General features: G+C 51.3%; 14 protein-coding genes. 11 read left to right on the top strand and 3 right to left on the bottom strand.

Going from position 1 to position 19545, the window contains the following annotated elements; translation table 11 throughout:
* The first annotated feature begins 58 nt into the window (after positions 1–58).
* From ACFSX3_RS11605 to ACFSX3_RS11595, 3 genes are all read left to right on the top strand, one after another.
* Positions 59–1015, top strand: coding sequence for an ABC transporter substrate-binding protein (locus ACFSX3_RS11605; protein WP_209985949.1), 957 nt, complete (start codon positions 59–61; stop codon positions 1013–1015).
* 13 nt (positions 1016–1028) lie between these two features.
* Positions 1029–1781, top strand: coding sequence for a (2Fe-2S)-binding protein (locus ACFSX3_RS11600; RefSeq protein ID WP_209985946.1), 753 nt, complete (start codon positions 1029–1031; stop codon positions 1779–1781).
* A gap of 169 nt (positions 1782–1950) precedes the next feature.
* Positions 1951–4011, top strand: a complete 2061-nt coding sequence (locus ACFSX3_RS11595; RefSeq protein WP_209985943.1) for a methyl-accepting chemotaxis protein — start codon at positions 1951–1953, stop codon at positions 4009–4011.
* An 82-nt stretch (positions 4012–4093) separates the two neighbouring features.
* Here ACFSX3_RS11595 and ACFSX3_RS11590 read toward each other — a convergent pair whose 3' ends face one another.
* On the bottom strand, positions 4094–5365 hold the full coding sequence (locus ACFSX3_RS11590) for a hypothetical protein (protein ID WP_209985939.1): 1272 nt from the start codon (positions 5363–5365) through the stop codon (positions 4094–4096).
* 204 nt (positions 5366–5569) lie between these two features.
* On the opposite strand from ACFSX3_RS11590, the gene ACFSX3_RS11585 reads away from it, so the two are divergent.
* Together ACFSX3_RS11585 and ACFSX3_RS11580 are read left to right on the top strand one after the other, a co-directional pair.
* Entirely contained in the window at positions 5570–6469 is a 900-nt protein-coding gene (locus ACFSX3_RS11585; RefSeq protein WP_209985935.1) for an SUMF1/EgtB/PvdO family nonheme iron enzyme, read from the top strand.
* 39 nt (positions 6470–6508) lie between these two features.
* A complete protein-coding gene (locus tag ACFSX3_RS11580) occupies positions 6509–6877 on the top strand; it encodes a hypothetical protein (protein WP_209985917.1) in 369 nt (122 codons plus the stop codon).
* A 114-nt stretch (positions 6878–6991) separates the two neighbouring features.
* Here ACFSX3_RS11580 and ACFSX3_RS11575 read toward each other — a convergent pair whose 3' ends face one another.
* Positions 6992–7177: a hypothetical protein gene (locus tag ACFSX3_RS11575; RefSeq protein WP_379256655.1), complete on the bottom strand. Its 186-nt coding sequence runs from the start codon at positions 7175–7177 to the stop codon at positions 6992–6994.
* Positions 7178–7889: 712 nt separating this feature from the next.
* Between ACFSX3_RS11575 and ACFSX3_RS11570 the strand changes: the two genes are divergently transcribed.
* The 6 genes from ACFSX3_RS11570 to ACFSX3_RS11545 all read left to right on the top strand — a co-directional run bounded on the left by ACFSX3_RS11570 (position 7890) and on the right by ACFSX3_RS11545 (position 17613).
* On the top strand, positions 7890–9443 hold the full coding sequence (locus tag ACFSX3_RS11570) for a response regulator transcription factor (RefSeq protein ID WP_379258793.1): 1554 nt from the start codon (positions 7890–7892) through the stop codon (positions 9441–9443).
* A gap of 24 nt (positions 9444–9467) precedes the next feature.
* A complete protein-coding gene (locus ACFSX3_RS11565) occupies positions 9468–11210 on the top strand; it encodes a sensor histidine kinase (RefSeq protein WP_209985904.1) in 1743 nt (580 codons plus the stop codon).
* 127 nt (positions 11211–11337) lie between these two features.
* Positions 11338–13023 (top strand): ABC transporter substrate-binding protein, encoded by a 1686-nt coding sequence (locus ACFSX3_RS11560; RefSeq protein ID WP_209985902.1) that lies wholly within the window; start codon positions 11338–11340, stop codon positions 13021–13023.
* 121 nt (positions 13024–13144) lie between these two features.
* Complete coding sequence (locus tag ACFSX3_RS11555; protein WP_379256656.1) at positions 13145–14107, top strand: ABC transporter permease; 963 nt, start codon at positions 13145–13147, stop codon at positions 14105–14107.
* A 17-nt stretch (positions 14108–14124) separates the two neighbouring features.
* On the top strand, positions 14125–15048 hold the full coding sequence (locus ACFSX3_RS11550; protein WP_209985894.1) for a carbohydrate ABC transporter permease: 924 nt from the start codon (positions 14125–14127) through the stop codon (positions 15046–15048).
* A gap of 276 nt (positions 15049–15324) precedes the next feature.
* The gene (locus ACFSX3_RS11545; protein ID WP_209985891.1) at positions 15325–17613 is read left to right on the top strand and encodes a preprotein translocase subunit SecA; all 2289 of its coding nucleotides are present in this window, start codon (positions 15325–15327) and stop codon (positions 17611–17613) included.
* Here ACFSX3_RS11545 and ACFSX3_RS11540 read toward each other — a convergent pair.
* Complete coding sequence (locus ACFSX3_RS11540; RefSeq protein ID WP_379256657.1) at positions 17610–19538, bottom strand: serine hydrolase domain-containing protein; 1929 nt, start codon at positions 19536–19538, stop codon at positions 17610–17612. The two genes, ACFSX3_RS11545 and ACFSX3_RS11540, sit on opposite strands and share 4 nt — an antisense overlap.
* Positions 19539–19545: the final 7 nt, after the last annotated feature.

Genomic DNA, 19545 nt, shown 5'->3' with positions numbered 1-19545 from the left:
TTGATTCTCACTCTCATGTGAGATGTAAGGTATCGAAACTCAGGAGGTTATAGAATTCATGCGACAGATAAGAACAGGAATAGCATTCTGTATGGCCGCTCTGCTGGTACTGGTAATGGCAGCTTGCTCTAATAACGCGGGACAGGCCAAGGTAGAAGCTTCAACAGAAGCGGACTTTCGTCTGGTAAACAGTGAGAAGGGCGAGATTAAGATCCCGGCCCATCCGACCAGAGTCGTCGGCCTATCCGTAGTCTACCCGGAGTTTCTGCAAGCGTTAGGCGTTACACCCGTTGCTGTGCAGAACTACCAGGAAGAATTCCCAACCTATCTGCAAGAGCCTTTCAAGGATACGCTGAAGATGGGAATTGCCAAAACTCCGAATTTTGAAATGATACTGTCTTCCAATCCAGATCTTATTCTTGCTCCTGCATGGTGGGCAGGCAAGGATTATGACCAGTTATCCGGAATCGCACCGACGGTTCTGCTGCCCGAGCGTCAGGACTGGCGCGATGAACTGAAGGACATCGCCGCAGTGCTGGACAAGAAGGAAGCTGCCGAGAAGGTTATACAGGAGCTGGAAGACTATGAGGCCAAGGCCAAGCTGAAGCTTGATGAGCTGGTTGGCAACGAAACCGTGTTGTATGTGAGGGTTATGCAGAATAGTCTCGTCCTCAATGGAGATCAGGTCGACCGCGGAAAGTTCATTCATACCACCCTTGGTCTGGAGATGATTCCGAATTTCCCCGAGCAGTCTCCGTCCATCTCTCTGGAGAAATTACCGGAGTACAACCCTGACCACCTTATTATTCAGTTGAACAAAGAGGATAATGCTGAGATTAAGCAAACCTATGAAGATATGCTGGCGAGCCCTTTATGGAAGAATATGAACGCGGTTAAAAAGAATCAGGTCATTACGATGGGGGACAAGGATTGGTTCAACGTGGGCATGTCTCCAATGGCAAACCGCTATGCGGTTGACGTAGTTCTGGAGGCCTTTGAAGGCAAGTCGAAATAAAGGGGATTTCAGAATGTGCGATACTGGCAAACTTCAAGGGGTGGAACGTTATTTCATCCATCAGGAAGCTGTAGAGAATGCAGTGATTACTTTATCTCTTACTGAATTATGCCAGCCTTCCGCAGCAGAGCATCTGCTCGGCACTTATGCTTCTATGCTTGGAACGGCGGACAAACGCATCGCGGCGGCCATCTTTTGCAGCTGGATTGCCGGAATCTGCGGAGCCAAAGCTGCACTGCTCACGGCTGGACACCCGATGGCTTCTGCTGTGTGCCGGAGCAATATGTCTGTGCAGCTCCTCCGCACGGAGGGCTACCCCGAATTCTCCTTCCCCGTCCATGATCAGCGGGAGGGTATCTATGACCGGACTGGTAATGGAAATGAATTCATAGACGAGCTTGGAATGTTCTACCAAAATGATGTCAGACCGGTTATAGCGGCGCTGGCCGAGGCTTCACAGACCAAGCCAGTGATGCTGTGGAAGCAGGTGTACAGTCAGTTGTATACCTTCATGGAAGAGGAAGTCCAGGATGCAGCAAGTGAGAGCCGCCGCGCTCAGATCGCCCAACAATTCAAGACTATGACCTGGGCGCTGCAGCCGGAGAACTTCGGACTTCGCAGCAATCCGTTCCGCATTATACCCAGATTCAGAACGGACCCCAGCCCCCCCTACCGTACGATATCCATTAAGGCGACCTGCTGTCTGGCCTACCAGCTAAGAGCGGATCATTCCTACTGTAGCAGTTGTCCTATATTGCCGGAGTAACCGGAGAATTATAAGCTGAGTACCACCCTTCAAGCGGCTACCGGAATGGGATATTTCCCCATCCGGTTTTTTTATGCAAATTAACACACTTCACTATACAAGAATATCCGCCATATTCCGACATATTATTTAAGAGCTTTTGCTCTAATACATATCCGGGAGATGACCTATGTCACAGCTAATTCAAAAACGGCCAGTCCGTTCAACCAGCATCGCCAACACATTGGCCATTGTACTGCTAGTCATTATTCTTGTCGTCTTCTCGATCCTGGGTACCTTCTTCTATTCCAGCACCCGAAGCATTCTGGTCAGCCAGCAAGAGTCGATGCTGATTACCAAGACGCAGGGAATTGTCAGCCAGTTCGATGCTTTGTTCAAGGAGAAGGGCTCACTGGTCAAACAAATGTCCACCAACTCGATTTTCCAAAAATATATTGAGAGCACTACAGCAGATCAAATCACCACTTCCCCCCACGCCGCAGAAGCACTCGCCACACTGGCGGACATTGTAAAGTCTGAGCCCTCCTTCGCCGATGCCTGGGTGGCCGGGTTATCCGGGAAGGGATATTTCCTTCAAAATGACGGTCTGGCCTCTAAATCGGACTTTGATATCCGCGCCCGCCCCTACTTCAAGCCTGTATCCGAATCCAAGGGTCTCTACTATTCTGAACCTTACGCCGATGTCATTAGCGGCAAAATGCTGATGGGCATTTTCTATCCTATTCTGAATGAGAGCAGCCAAATGATCGGCTTCATTGCCGCAGATATTGCCTTCGATGACATCCCGGCCATCATGCAGAGCTACTCCCTGGGAAGCACCGGGTTCTCCATTCTGGCTACCCGCTCAGGCGATATTCTCTACCACCCGGATAAAGCCAAAGTGCTGAAAGAGAAAATCACAGACAGTCCAGGCGATCTCGGAGCTATCGGCAAAAAAATGATTAACGGCGAATCCGGCGTATCGCTCATTAATGATAATGGTGACCCCCGTTATATCGGCTATGCCACCAGTAAGGATACCGGATGGTCTGTCGGCTTAACCATTACCCGGCATGAGGCGCTTAGCGAGCTAACATCCTTCACCCGGATTACCATTACCGGTTTTGCCGTGGCCGCGCTTCTGCTGGTAGTCATCTGCTATCTCATGCTGCGTTACCTCTTACGTTCTATTCCCAAACTGCTCGCTGCTATCAAACGGATTGCAGACGGCGACTTGACTGTTGAGCTCAATGACACTTCTCGCAATGAGATCGGGCAGATTGCTCATGGCATTGCAGGTATGGTCCAGAAGATTCAAGGCATGATTCAAGTGATCCATAATACGACTCAGGTGCTGGCCCAGTCCTCCCTCAACCTGCAAGCCGTCTCCACCAAAACAGCGATAACCATGAACGAAACGGCTACGGCCATCAATGAAATTGCGAATGCCACCAACTACCAGTCCGCTGAATCCGAGAGCATTCTCCACAAGACCGGTGCCTTGTCGGATCAAATTGACGAAATCACCAGTGATGCCCAGGCTGTAGGAGCCATGGTACAGACCTCTGCGCAGCTCAGTAGTTCAGGTCTTGACTTGGTGGAGCAGCTCTCCAAAGCCGCAGAAGACAATCACCGATCCACACAAGCGATGTCATCACTCATTGAGGATATTGATCTGAGCCGTCATGAGATTTCGGGTATCGTAGGCACTGTGAATCAAATAGCAACGCAGACCAACCTGCTCGCCCTTAATGCTTCCATTGAAGCGGCACGGGCAGGTGAGCATGGCAGAGGTTTTGCCGTGGTGGCTGGTGAGGTGCGTAAGCTTGCCGAGCAAACAGCCCGGGCTACCGAGGAAATTTACAAGAAGGTCAGCGCCATTGAAGAAAAAACAAGCCTGTCCGTAGAACACACTACTCTTGGCCTTACGATTGCGGAGGAGAATGCCAAATCTGTCGAGAATGCGAAGCAGGTCTTCTTTAGCCTGAACGGTGACCTGGAGGAACTGAAGGTACGGATGCTGCAGATCAGCAATAACACTTCGATTGTCCACAAGCACAAGGATGAGATCCTGCAGGCGATTGAGGTCATCTCTTCGACGACTGAGGAGAATTCCGCCTCCACTGAAGAGGTAAGCGCCAATACGCAGGAGCAGCTCGGCAGTATTGAGCAGGTAGCTGAACTGTCCAGAGAGCTGAGCGAAATCTCACAGAGGCTGGAGGAAGAGCTGCGGCAGTTCAAGCTGGAATAACGGAATATACAAAAACATCGCCAAGTAGGAACACTCACTTGGCGATGTTTTTGTCATTCGGAGGCATTAGCTCGATCCGGTGCTATTTTAACATATATTTGCTTATCGTCTTAGGCGCATAACTCCTCGAAATGTAAAGCTCCCCGCCTCCCGCATAAATGTAATTATGCCCGGTTTCGTAGTCATGCCAGCTTGTGGAAAGATGATATTTGATCTGCAGGTTCCCTGGGTCAAGCACATAGAAATCTTCCTTCGCTATATCTCCCTCAAAGGTCTCAGGATCAATCACAGCCGGACGCTCCTGCCACTGGTACTGCTTCTCGACCGTAATCTCGCCCGATGGCGTTATCCTGTAGTACCATTCGCGGTCCCCGGCTTCACCGATCTGCTGCTTGCCAAGCAATTGGTTGTCTTTGCTGTACAGTTTGTAGACGTTGTCGCTCTTGATCAGGTAGTTGTTGCCTGTCGTATTGATTTGATCCGCTTTGTTCAAGGTACGCACCCACTTCTTAGTGCCGCTTGCGTCATAGCCGAGTAACAGCCAGGTATCCGCGCTGCTCATCTGAATCAGGAACGACCCTCCACGGAGCGGCTGCACCTGAAAATAAGGGTTGTTCACCGTTTTGGGAACAGTGTAGGTAGCCAGCGGTGTCGTCAGAGCGCCCAAGCTCCGGTATACGCTGACTTTATTTTTATCGTACTCAGTATGCACCACATACCCGTTTGGAAGCACTTCTAGCATCCCTGCGGCCCAGTTGCCGGTCAGCTTAAGCTTGCGTACCTGCTTCCCGTCCTGACTGTACTCGGTAATACCACGAGAAGCTACATTACCGCTAACCAAGGTTTGAATCACAATATTCCCGTTATCCAGCACCACCGGCGAGTAGGACCCGGTTATGATTTTGGTCCATTTCCGTTTGCCGTTCGGATCAACAACGGTAAGATCATAGGGTACGCCGCCCCACATTTTATAGAAATAGCTGTAGCCGTTACTGGCTGTAAAGAAACGATGAGCGGTAAATGGCTTGTCATTGGCAATGTCGGAGTAGTCATAGACCCAGTTGTTAGAACCGTATACGCGGTCAATGGATGCGTACAGCATACCGGAAGACTTCGTCTTGGCCGGTGAGACGGTGACTGTCTTGACCATTGGAACGAATAACCGCTTGCTGCTCTGTAAGCTGTCTATGGTGCCCCAGAAGGTATGGCCCTCCGGCAGCGTATAGCTCCATTCCGGCTCGGGGAGCTGTTCGATGACTTTCCCCGCAGCCGATGAGCGCCCGGGAACCAGCACCTGTGCAGCCAGTAGCAGCGCAAATGCCGTGGTGAGAAACTTGAATCTTTTTGAAAACATACTCCTATCCCTCTTTTGCTATGTATTAATGTTCCAACCTGAATTATTATATGACCACGCAGACAATAAGGACAGGTTATAAATGGATGCTATATAACAGGTGTGTCCGGCAGCATTTCCGGCGGGTTTGCCAGTAACCCGGGGTGTCCATTACAATGACAGTAAACAGGCTGACAATGCCGATTCCCGGGAGGAGTGTATGACATGGTAGCTTGGGACCGTGCCGTATGGGGGCAATTAACGGTTGAAGAGAAAATGCACGCGATGCAGGAACTGCTTAAGCAGCTGCCCGCTGGCTTCAAGTGGCTGCAGTTAGAGAGTTTCGAACGTTACGGCCAGTCTTTGGACACAGGGGTCTTCTTGTATGAGGGCAGTGAATATGTGTTCGTGCCGGGCGACTCGGTGACCCTTGGACGTTCAGAAGTACATATGTATGCGAAGATGTCTCCTGTCCGCGAGGCTGTGATCGGGCCATTGCTCGTGCAGCGCCAGCCTGCTTCGGCAGGCTGGTACGAATGTCCGCTGGACCGGCTGGACCCGGAGGAAGATGAGGATGTGCTCGAAGCCATCAAGGGGTTCCGTCAGGGGCCGCACACCAGCTATGAGTTCTCCCAGTATTTCCGGTTGGAGCGGAATGGCGAACAGATTACCCTGTTCCTGTTCGATGACAGCGAGACCTTCGGGGAATGGTGCGAGTCGGAGCTGCCGGAGGGCTTCACTCTGCCGACTGAGGACGAATGGGAGTATCTATACGGCGCAGGTGCCCGGACGCTGTTCCCGTGGGGTGATGAAATGGATGAATCCATACGCCTCAGGCATGTGTCCGGCTCAGGGGAGGCTAATGCTGAGGACCCGTATCCGCTGGAGCTGCCGAATGGGTTCGGGCTATGCTTCCCCGGTGATCCTTACAAGAAGGAGCTGGTCCTCACACCGGACGGCATCACCGGCAAAGGCGGCGACGGCGGCTGCAATCTGCACGGCGGCCAGGGCGTTGCCCTTGGGTATCTCCCCACCGCGACCGCTTTCCGCGATCCTTATGAGAGCGAGCTGGAATGGGCGGATCTGATGGACTGTCTGGTGTACCGGCGGATAGTGAGACTCTAGACTGTCCATTCATACATTATTGAAGGAGGCACAAGAGCAATGGAAATACAATTAAGCGGCATGTGCGGCAATTCACCGAAGAACAAGCTGGCTGAAGATTTAGCAGTCGCCCTTATCACTGGAGATACCAAGACATTAGGCCATCTGCTGACAGCCGATGCTGTTGTAACACTTATAGGCAGCGAACGTTATCCGTTGTCTGCCGTTCTCCAGGGATCAGCTTCAGTTCCTGAGCTCACTGCACTGACGATTGAACACGCTATCTCTCACGGCAAAATCGCTGCTGTGAGCGGTAATTGGGTAACTCACGGCGGGATTCGTTACGCCTTCAGCGATCACTATAGCTTCGCTACGACCAAAGGCACGGAGGTGGCCGCCGCCAGCTGTTACCGGATCAGGCTGCCCTGACATGAAGTTTATTTCAGCGAAAAGCCGCCCGCTTCGCTAAATGCGAATTCCGGGCGGCTTTTTTCAATGTATGATTTGGTAATAATACAGCTTCATATTCATAGGCTACCGGGTTCACACACCTTGTGATACAAGCTCGCGCTTGGCGGAAGCTGCTCCCTCTATGTCCGAATCCGGACTTTTATCCAGTTCCTCCACACGCGCCACATGGAGTTCCTGCTCATTCTGATGAAGCTCCTTGACCATATTCCTGTAGATATGGGCTTCCTGACGGTCAAGCCCGTCACGATTCTCTTTCATGATCCAGGTTTCCACGGTTCGCTTGAGAATTTCGCCTTTTCGTTCTAACAGTTTCGTATAAGTCAACAATCTTCATTCCCTTCCTGAAGCTAGAGTTCATACGCCAGGCCGAGGCTCTAAAGTCTCATCCGGCGTAACGTCTATTATTATACGGGAAAGACCCGGCTCACCCAATGCGGAGCATCCGGGCTTACACAGGGTGAGCCGCGCTGAGCGCAGAAGAGGCCAACTCAGCAGGCAGGGTTCGTAAAAGTTCGGATGGATGCTCCCATATACGGCAGGATAGAAGTTAAATTCGCCTACAAGTCGATATGTGTTCGGTTTTCCGCATACATTTGGCCCGCACATCTTACATTTGAAAGAACGCCTGGCCCGAGGAGACCTGTGGACGGATGAATATTCTGCTGCACTGGCGAATGTTCAGACCCGGGCTGCCGATCTGGTGCAGCATCAGCATCCTCTGCCCCGCATCTCCAGCAGAATGACAAATAAGCTAAGAGTTTAACGAAAAATACAATACCGAAGAGCCTGTGTCTAACGATGCAGGCTCTTCGTGTTGAGAGGATTTTCCAGCATGTGCTAGAATAAAAAGTCGTTTCCACTCGAATTCTGTCAGGGAATTAGCTTATAATGATCACACTGCGACTTGACCGAGGATGGAACATGACCAAGCAATCCAGAATAATCCCAAGGAGGAAGTCCATTGTATAAGGTGCTGATTGTAGATGATGAAGTTTTTGTGCGGAAGGGCTTGATCCGGATACTTGGCGAATGCTCGCCGCAATTTGAAATTTGCGGTGAAGCTGAGAACGGGGAGCAAGCGCTTACCCTGATCGAACAATTGAACCCGGAGCTGGTGATCGCTGATATCCGTATGCCCGTGCTGGATGGGCTGGGACTGATCAAGAAAGTGAAAACGGAGCTTGAGCAGCAGCCGATATTTATTATTTTAAGCGGGTACGCTGATTTCTCGTATGCCCAGCAAGCCTTCCGTTACAATGTCTCCGATTATATCCTCAAGCCGGTTGACGAACAGGAGCTGAACGCCGCACTGAACAAGATTGCCCAGACGCTGAACCAGAAGCAGCTCCTCTCCATCACTAGGGAAAAGCCACTGGTCGAGACGGTCATCGAAAGCTTGCTGCAGACGCAGCCCGATGATCAGGTCATGGGGCGGATCGCCTATGCGCTTGAGCTTCCTCTCACCTCTTCCTATACGTATCTCATCGCAGAAATGCAGGATCAGCTACCCGCTGGAGAAGTCGATTATCTGCCTGCACTAAAGGACTCGCTGCTGCATTATCTTCGCCAAGAGGACCAGACCCTGCTCCTTCATGTACGAACGCACAATCAATACGGGGTGATCTTGCCCGGCCAGTGGGTGGATGAACGAGATCATTCCCCTTGGGGAGGCTACCGTACGATGCTGGATACACTGGAGCGGGAGCTTGGAACGACCATTGCTTTGTTTGTAGGACAGAAGGTAAGCCACCTCAAGCAGATTGTATCCTCCGGGGAGAGTGCCGAGAAATCCCTCCAATACCGTTTTGCCGCCGGCTTCGAGGGCATTTATATGGCGGACGAGCTGCTGGAGCTGCCCTTATACTATTTCGATATCGATGAAGGACTGCACAGCAAGCTGATCTACGAGGTTGAAGCCAATGACCACAAGGGCTACAGTTCGACCGTTGACGCCATCTTTTCCATGTTTCAGGAGCGCCACTTCGCACCCGGAGCGGTGACGAACACAATCCGGCGCAGCATGATTGCCATCATTAACATTATCCGCCAGCTCGAAGGAGACGAGAATACGCTGCAATGGATGACTGAGCTGCTCAACTGGCCGCTGAAATACCGCAATCTGAAGCAGCTGAAGCAGGTATTCCAACAGTTTATCGCCGAAGCCGCAGAGTATATCGCAGAGAAGCGCGGCGGCAAGAGCGAAGGCAATATTGAAAAAATCAAAAAATACATCGACGGTCATTACCGTGAAAATATCTATCTCAAAGGTATCGCCGCCGATTTCGACATGAATCCGGTCTATCTTGGACAGTTGTTCCGCAAAACCTACGGGGTATACTTCAATGAATACCTGCTGAGCCTGCGGATTGAGGAGGCTAAACGCCTGCTGCGGCAAACCAAGAAACGGATGTACGAAATCGCTGAGCTGGTCGGCTTCCAGAACGCGGATTATTTTGCCACCCAGTTTGAAAAGCTTGAGAATATGACGCCGACCGATTATCGTAATATGATGATTGGCCAGTAAATGTAAATAAGGAGGCTCCCTGCAGTGTTCAAATTCCGTCTGAATCATATGAAGCTTAGAAGCAAGCTGATCGTCATCTACATTGTATGCGTGTTCATTCCAATCATCCTGACCAATGTGATGTTCTACCGGGTAACCACTGCCAATATCAAGAATCAGAAGACCGCGGATGCCGAGCAGGCAATGACCCTGTTACAAGCCGAGCTGAGGACGGTTATTGAGGATGCCGCAGGCATCTCCTACCTCTACTCCATTGACCGGCAGCTCATTCAACATCTGAACACTACCTATGCGTCCACAGACCGTTATGTGGAATCGTTGAATGCCATATCGAATCTGTTCAACCGCACCGACAAGGAGAATAAAATCATGAGCTCCTCTGTCATCATGACGGACAATCCAACCATTCTCGCCTCGGGCCATATCATAAAATTCGAGGATGAAATGCGAAATCAGGACTGGTATAAACAGATTAGTCAATTCAGCAATACACATCCCCATCTCTATGTTACGCCTGACAGTATCAGTGTCATCCAAAGACTTACCGACCGCCGGCTTGAGACCTATGAGCATGTATTCAAAATTGATCTGAATATGAACTATATCCGGCAAATTCTGGACTTATCCAGTTTCAGCGGGGACTTCTACATTCTCGACCCTTCCAGTCAAGCGCGCTTCGGCCGTCTCTCCAGCGGTACACCCAGCAAGCTGGTTACGTCAGGACAGGTCCTTACTCCGAATGAGATTCCCAAGCCGAAGCAGGCCATCGTAATCGACAAAACCTATCAGAATAACCGTTACTTAAGCGGATGGTCCATCTATGGCGTGCTGGATGAAGCGCTCATTCTGTCGGATGTGAGACAATCGGGCCAATTTATCCTGTGGTTTGCCGGGATTAACTTCCTTGTGCCTACCCTAGTGATCGTGATCATGTCCCGTTCGATTCACACACGTATCAAAAACATCCTGAAGCACATGAAGTCCGTGAAGGACAAAAATTTCGGTCTGATTCCCTATCACCTGGAGCGGGATGAGATCGGTGAGCTTACGGTAGAATTCAACCGGATGAGCAAACGGATCGAGAATCTGATCAATGATGTGTATGTAGCGGAGATTCAGAAGAAGGAGTTGGAGCTGCGGCAGCGGCAGGCACAGCTTCATGCGCTGCACAGCCAGATTAACCCTCACTTCCTGTTCAATGCACTGGAGACCATCCGTATGCGCAGTATGATGAAGGGCGAAACCCAGACGGCCCGGACGATTCAGAACATGGCGAAGATTTTCCGCAAATCAATTATGTGGAAAAGCAGCTTCGTTACGATCCGCGAGGAGCTTGAATTAATCGAGTGCTTCCTGGAGATTCAGAAATACCGTTTCGACAACAAGCTTGAATATCACATCGAGGTTGACCAATCGCTGCTGAACATTGAAATCCCGAAGATGGCCTTCCTTCCGTATGTGGAGAACGCCAGTATCCATGGGATTGAGAATATAGCCGGCATCGGGTATATCAACATTCAAATCGCTCAGGAGAACGGGCAGATCCTCTTCGTCATTACGGATAACGGCGTGGGCATGGATCAGGCAAAAATCAGCGAGCTGCTGCATTACCTCGAGGATGACTCGGCCATGGGCGATTCAATCGGGATGAAGAATGTCATCACCCGGCTGAGGATCACCTACGGGGAATCGTTCACCTTCACGATCACGAGCGAGCCCGGAGCGGGAACGCGCATTTTGCTGCGGCTGCCTCTGGAGAACAAATAAATAAATAAATATAGGGTATACCTTAATTATTCAAAGACCGATCTAAGGTTTGCCCTGTAACAATGTGAAACGCTTTCTTTTATAATGAGGATGTTCAATAGCACAAAGTAAAGAAAGGGGATATGAAATGCGTACAAAGAAATGGTTGCAAACCGGACTGGCTGTTGTTATGGCTTCGGCACTCCTCATTGTCGGCTGTTCGAACGGCAACAATGCAGGCGGAAAGAACAGTGAGTCCGGCGGAGAAAACAGCGAAGTCAGCACAGAACCGGTAACATTCACTTACTTCGGCTTCGGGGCCAACAAGGATACCATGGCCAGTGATACCACCATCGGTAAGAAGCTTCAGGAACAGACAGGTGTAGACTGGAAAATGGAATACGTAGTTGGCGATGGAAGCACCAAGTCCGGTGTTATGATTGCCGGAGGCGACTATCCTGATGTCATCTCTCCAGTCGGCGAGCTGGCCAAGCTGCTCGATGCCGGTGCATACATTCCGCTTAATGATCTGATTGAGAAGTATGGCCCTAACATCAAGCGTGTCTACGGCGACTACATGAACAAGATCACCAATGAAGACGGCAACATCTATATCCTTCCTTTCACTGCAAATGTAAACGGATACTTGTCGCCTCCGGACCCTAGCAGCACCTTCTGGATGCAGAGACGCGTCCTTAAGGAATTCGGTTACCCGGAAGTGAAAACGCTTGATCAGTACTTTGACCTGATTGAGAAATACCAAGCTAAGTACCCTAAGGTGGATGGTAAAGATACCATCGGCTTCGCAACCTTCGCCGGTACAGCCGGTGAATTCTTCACCATCACCAACCAGCCAATGCATCTGGCCGGTTATCCGAATGAAGGCGGCGTCCTGGTGGACATGGAGTCTCATGAAGCCAAGCTGTATCAAGGAACCGAAGATGAGAAGCGCTGGCTGGCCAAATTGAACGAAATGAACGGCAAGGGTCTGGTTGACCCTGAGACGTTCACAGCGAACAAAGACCAGTATCTGGCGAAGCTGACCTCCGGCCGTGTACTTGGATATGTCAACTATTCCTGGCAGATCAACGACGCCACTAACAACCTGAGATCCGCTGGTAATGACGACCTGCGTTACGTTGCCCTTCCTATCGTATTTGACGAAGGCATTAAAGACGCTTATGTTGATCCTCCTTCCTTCGTGAACAACCGCGGGCTGGGCATCTCTGTCAGCGCGAAGGACCCGGTCCGCATCATCAAGTATTTTGACAACCTGCTGACCGATGAGAACCAGAAGCTTGTAGAGTGGGGCATTGAAGGCGAAACTTACACTAAGAACGCTGAAGGCCGTATGGTGATGAACGAAGAACAGCTGACCAACCGCAACGACAATGATTTCAAACGCAAATTTGGCTTCGCTTATTTCGATTATGAATGGCCGCGTTATGGCGACAACTCCGTGTATGATGACGGCAACGCCCATGTTCCGTTCAACCAGCCGGAAGTTGCAGCTATCAACTACACCGAAGGCGACAAAACACTGCTGAAGGCATACAACCTGAAGACCTTCTCCGACTTCTATGCCGAGCCGGTAGAGCGTCCATGGTACCCTGCCTGGAGTATTGAGAAAGAACCGGGCTCCCCTGAGCAGCTATTCAGCCAGAGAGCCGGCGATTTGCAGCAGAAATACTATCCTCGCATGGTGCTGGCTGCCCCTGGCCAATTTGAAAAGGTCTGGAATGAATACCTGGCCGAATACAACAAGCTCGATGCTAAGAGCTACGAAGAATTCATGACTAACAAGGTAAAAGCCCGTGTTGAGGGCAAGTGGTAAGCTGACCGCTGACGCCAAGCATGATGAACCGGGAAAAGTGAAGCTCGCTTTCACTTTTCCCTTCTACACTTACACTTGTTAGTAAATAGAGAATATGGAGCTTGGAAAGGGGACGGTACAGGTGGGGAAAACAGCTGTGCAGTTGGCAAAATCGAATAATACCGGCACTTCGCGCTTCAAAACCTTTTTTAAAGAGCTATCTAAACAAAAAATGCTGATGCTGATGTCATTGCCCTTTCTGTTATGGGTGATTGTATTCAAATACCTCCCGCTATGGGGGTGGACGATTGCTTTCCAGAAATTCAAGCCAGCCAAGGATCTGTTCGACCAGAAGTGGGTCGGCTGGGATAATTTCAAGTTCCTGTTCCAGGAACAGCAGTTCTACCGCGTGCTTCGTAACACTCTGGTTATGAGCTCCATTAACCTGGTACTGGGTTTTGTAACGGCCATTGTGCTGGCCCTGCTGCTGAATGAGCTGCGCAATGTATTCTTCAAACGCACCGTGCAGACGATCAGTTACCTGCCTTACTTCATTTCCTGGGTCGTAGCGGCCAATATTGTACAAATGGCACTGGCACCGGAAGGGATCATCAATGTGCTGCTGGTCAAAATGCAGCTTATTGATCATCCGGTTCTGTGGCTGGGCGAAGGCAAGTACTTCTGGGGAATTCTCGGAGCAACAGAGGTCTGGAAGAATGTCGGCTGGAACACCATCATTTATCTGGCGGCCATCACTTCTATCGACCCGTCTCAATATGAAGCGGCCGAGATTGACGGGGCCTCCCGTCTGCAAAGAATGTTCTACATTACGCTTCCAGGCATCAAACCGGTAATTGTGCTGATTCTAATTATGAATCTGGGCCATATTCTGGAGTCCGGGTTCGAGGCGCAGTACCTGCTGGGCAACGGTATGAATTTGGACTACTCGGAGAATCTGGATATTTTCGTACTGAAGTACGGGATGCAGATGAATAACTTCGGGCTTGCCACCGCAGCGGGTATGTTCAAAACGCTGGTCAGCTTCATCTTCTTGATCGCAGCCAATAATATCGCCAAACGTATGGGCGAAAGCAGATTGTACTAGAAAGGAGGACACAAGTAATGGCTAAATCCAAAGCTAATTCATACCGGAATTCTTCATTAGGTGACCGGATCTTTGATATCTGCAATACGGTCTTCATGATTCTCTTGGTGACTGTCACCCTCTACCCGTTCCTGAATATGTTTGCTCTATCGTTCAATGAAGCGAATGACTCCGTCCGTGGGGATATCTATATCTGGCCGCGGGAATGGACGCTGCGAAACTTTGAGTATGTATTCAGTGAATCCAACATTTTCTATTCGACTTTCATCTCCGCAGCACGGACGATTGTCGGAACTGTGGTCTCCGTATTCTGTACAGCGATGCTTGCCTATACGGTCAGCCGTCCGGAATATAAGCTGAAGAAGTTTGTGTCCGTCACTTTTATTTTCACCATGTACTTCAGCGGCGGTCTGATCCCGGGCTACCTGCTGATCAAAGAGCTGAATATGCTTAATACCTTCTGGGTCTATATTATCCCGGGTATCATCGGCGTATTTAATATGATTGTCATCCGTTCCTTCATCGAGGCACTGCCTGAGGGGTTAATGGAATCGGCCAAAATCGACGGCGCCGGAGACTTCATTACGTTCTCGCGTATTGTACTCCCGCTGACGGTTCCGGCTCTGGCTACTGTCTCCTTGTTCGTAGCAGTCTATCAGTGGAACTCCTGGTTCGACGTCTTCCTATACAACTCCTCCACGCCAAGCCTGAGTACTCTGCAATACGAGCTGATGAAGATGCTGTCAACATCCAACACCGCGATGTCCAGTTCCTCGGCAGCCGATGCCTTTGCGAACGCGCAGGGCAACAAAGCGACCGTTACACCGACCTCTATCCGTGCCACGATGACCATTGTGGCCAGTGTGCCGATTATCATCGTCTATCCGTTCCTGCAGAAGTATTTCGTCAAAGGGATGGTTGTCGGCGGGGTCAAAGGCTAAGTGTAACCGCTCAAAAGAATACAGCCAAGTGGAAACGGCTTTGCCGTCCTTTAAAGGGACGGTACCGTTTCAGCGAGAAATAGAAGGATAATTTATCGTGTGCAACATATAAATTCTTATATTTAAACAAAAACAAGCGATCCTCAGAGGGCAGTACGCCTTCCCTGAAGGATCGCTTGTTTGTTATAAATGGAACCTGTTGTAAAAATTTTCGTAGTAATACGAAGTTTACAAGCACGCTTGTATGGAAGCCATAGAAAGCGAGATGATTTATTTATGAAGATAGCCGCCAGGCTCCTGCAGAATTTCAGAGACCACGATAACCGGCAACTGCTGAAGAACTATGAGGTTACAGCGGAGCTTATCCGCACACGGAATTTGACAGTCTGGGCTGATGCAGAGCTTCAGGTGGAGTCCCTCAGGCTACAGCAAGCGGCCCGGTCCGGCATCCCCCTGGATGAGCTGCTGGTGGATGCCTATGCATTAGTCTGTGAGGCGGCTGCCAGAGCACTCGGGTTACAGCCCTATGATGTCCAGATTATGGCCGCAATCGCCCTGCACGAGCGTATGCTGATTGAGCAGCATACCGGTGAGGGCAAAACCCTCTCAGCGGTAATGCCAGCCTATCTGAATTCGCTGACCGGTAAAGGCGTGCATGTGCTGACCTTCAATGATTATCTGGCCCGGCGGGATGCGCTGTGGATGGGTCCGGTCTACCGCTTCCTGGGATTAACCGTGAATTCGGTTCAAGCGGGCATGAGCCTGAATGAGAAACGGGCAGCCTACAGGAGTGATATCACCTATGTTACGGCAAAAGAAGCGGGGTTCGACTACTTGCGCGACACCATTGCCCTCACAGAGAGTGCTACAGTACACCGCCCTTTCCACTACGTCATCGTGGACGAAGCCGATTCACTGCTGCTAGATGAAGCGCGGGTCCCCCTTGTAATCAGCGGCGAATCCGAGGTTAGCCATAGCGACGGCATGCTGTATGCGGATCTGGCCAGGCAGCTGCTGCCTGGGGAGCATTATGATTATGACGAATTCCAGCGGAACGTGTACCTGAACGATGCAGGGGCTGCCCAGGTGGAGCTGCTGCTGGGGTGCGGTAACCTCTACGATAGCCGGAATAGTCAGCTGCTAACCTCACTGAATTGTGCGCTGCATGTGGAGACCTTATTAACCAAGGACATTGATTACATCGTCCGTGACGGTGCTATCGAGCTGATCGAAGAGTATACCGGACGCGTGGCCGAGAACCGGTTTTTGCCGGACGGGCTGCAAGCGGCACTCACGGCAAAAGAAGGACTGAAGTGGACTGCAGGCGGAAAAATTCTCGGCACAATTACCATTCAACACTTCATCAGCCTATATCCGGAAATCTGCGGCATGACGGCCACGGCCTGTGCCTCTGCCTTGGAATTCAAGGATATCTATGCCCTCCAGGTGGTGAAGATCCCGCCGAACCGGCCCAACATCCGGACCGATTACCCGCACCGAATCTACACGCATAAGGAAGCCAAATATCAGTCGCTCGTGCAGGTCATCTCCTCTATTCACAGAGAGGGGCGTCCCATTCTGATCGGGACAGCAAGCGTGGAGGAATCGGACATGCTGGCTGCGGAGCTTGCGGCTGCCGGTGTTCCCGCCCAGGTTCTGAATGCGAAGAATGATGCTGAGGAAGCTGATATCATCGCGAGAGCCGGAGAACTCGGCGCTGTAACGGTCTCTACGAATATGGCAGGACGCGGTGTCGATATCCGGCTCGGCGGCGGCGATCCTGTACAGGCTGAGGCTGTTACCCGGTTGGGCGGATTATATGTCATAGGCACCCATGTGAACGAAAGCGTTCGGATTGACAACCAGCTTCGCGGGCGTTCCGGCCGCCAGGGCGACCCGGGGGCTTCTGTCTTCTATGTCAGTCTGGAAGACGACCTGATGCGCCGCTTCAGTTCCCCTACCCCAGCCCATGCGCTAAGACAACAGGAAGCTATTGAAGAACGGGAGCTCAGCCGCAAGATCGCAAGTATTCAGCAGATTGTGATGAGCCAGAACTTTGATATCCATAATGAGCTGAACGGTTATTCGGATATGGTCGAGGACCAGCGGCGGATTCTCTACGCAGAGCGGCTCCGTATCCTGCTGGGCGAGCAGCCTATGAGCCCTGCGGAGCAGCGGGTACGGCTGTTCTATATCGATGAATGCTGGGCAGACCATCTGGCCTTCGTCTCCTATCTCCGCGAAGGCATTCACCTGGAGAGCATCGCCAGCCGCAGCCCGATCGATGAATTTCATACGCAGATTACCGTAGCATTCGATCAGATCCCGGGTAAGATCGAACGTGCGACAGAGACTATGCTTGCCAGGCTCGGCGGGTCCAATGATCCGGCTGAATGGGAACGGCTGGGACTTAGGAGCCCTGCTTCGACCCGGACTTATATCATCAATGATCAATATCTCCAGAATAAGCGCAGCTCATGGACGGGAACGACAGTCGTAGCTTTCTGGCTTCGTCCAATTGCACAAAAGCTATTATCCCCCTTCATTAAGCAGCCGAAATACTAACTGTAGAACTCCCAGAATACAAGCTGGGTCAGTAGAATCGATATCATCACCATGGGCACGATGACGGACCAAGGATAACGGGCCGTTGAAGCAGGCGACGGAGTCAGGTGCCTCTTCCTGGTTAGAAACAGCGCAGCGATAAGCAGTGCAGCCAGTCCGGTTAGCGCAATATTCACTATGATCTGCGGATACACCTCCGCATAGGCACGTTCATTGTTGCTGAGCATGCGTAAGGCCAGCACCAGATTGTTCACCACCAGACCGGTACCTGTTAAGGTCAGTCCGGCCGTCAGCTTCCGGTTGGCGGAACGGGGTGCAGGACGGTTACGGCGAGCTTTCCTTTTGCTCAGAAGCGCCTGTACCAGCCACACAAACGGAGCGATTACAAAATAGACGATCGCCAGCGCCGCAAGTGCTGCACTTAGAATTAATACCGGCATGGACCGAACCGGAGACAGCGGCAGATAATCGGAGGTGTACACCGAGATAGACGCTACCTTCCCTTCTTTCATTGTGGCATACAGCATCGGCCAGGCATCCAGTCCTGAATCCCCACCCGTCTTCTCATAGAGGTAAGGCTGAACCTGCTGATAGCTTCCGCTCATCCCGGCAAGCGACACCTGAAGCTGATCTGCTCCCTGAGGCTCAAGCTTCATCATCGTCAGATATGGGAACAGCTTCATGAAGCCATGACCGGGACGGCGAGCCGCGACGAATCGGCCTTCCACCTCTGACACGTCTGGCAGAACCGCTGCCTCCGTCTGCGCTCGTTGTCCCACAACTGCTTTGGTCAGACCATGAACAATATGGGATTCGCCCGCCTGATTCGTCATGACGACAACTGCAAACCGGTCTTCAGGCACAAGCATAAGGTTGGTGGCAAAAGCAATCGTGTTCCCGCCATGTCCCAGCGTCCGGTGTGCCCCGGGATACTCCCAGAACCCGTGGGCGATGCCAGGCATGCCTTCCGCAGCGGAATGACTCCGGGTCAGCATCGTAGCCAGCGTTCCTGACTTCTGAAACAGCGGAGATTGCTCTCCGGCTGCAGGCATGAGGGCCATGGCAAATTTGGCGAGATCCTCCGCAGTCCCGTTATTGCCGCCATTAGGGTACATAGACATATAATTCCACGGGCCTTGCTTGAAGGAGCCTGTTCCGGCGAAGAAATACCCTTTGGCCTTGTGCTTCAGCAGCTCCGGGCGGTCCTCCACCACGGAATACGCCATGGAATGCTTCATGCCCAGCGGCTCAAAAATATGCTCCTGGACATATTCATGATAAGGCTGCCCGCTGATTCTCTCTACAATGTAGGCAGCCAGGGAGTTGCCATAGTTAGAATAAGCGACTACCTCTCCAGGTCTGTAGATCTGTGCTGGCTGGGCCAGTTGCAGCCCCTCTTCCAGTGACCGCACTTCCTCAGGCGACTGGTAAGCCATATCGAACATATACTCTTCAAAACCGGCATTGTGGTTCATCAGATGCAGCATGGTGATCGGCTCGTCATACTCCAGCTTGTTCAGGAAATGCTCCGGCAAAAGCTTACGGATATCTTCATTCAGATCCAGCTTGCCCTGCTCGGCCAGCTGCATTACGGATGTCCATACGGCGAGCTTGCTGATAGAGCCCCATTCCATGACCGTATCCGGGGAGACGGGGATCTGCTGTTCCACGTCGGCGTAGCCGTACCCCTTGGACAGCACGACCTGTCCATCCTTCACCATCACAACGGACGCGCCTACGGTCTGCTTTCCTATGTACTCTTTTACATAATCATCTGCAAAAGCTTCCAAACCGGTCAGCGGTATACCGGACGGGGTAACTCCCCCTGCTTCTACGCTGCCTTGCTCAGCCGCAAATGCTGTAATGCTGCCCGATAGCAGCAGTAATGCCAATAGCAGAACTGTAAATCCTTTTTTCAACAACAAATATAAT

The organism is Paenibacillus rhizoplanae (assembly GCF_042684125.1).
In the GTDB taxonomy this organism is placed as follows: domain Bacteria; phylum Bacillota; class Bacilli; order Paenibacillales; family Paenibacillaceae; genus Paenibacillus_AQ; species Paenibacillus_AQ rhizoplanae.
Note: the sequence above shows the minus strand (reverse complement) of the source record. Positions and strands in the feature narration are given on the sequence as shown.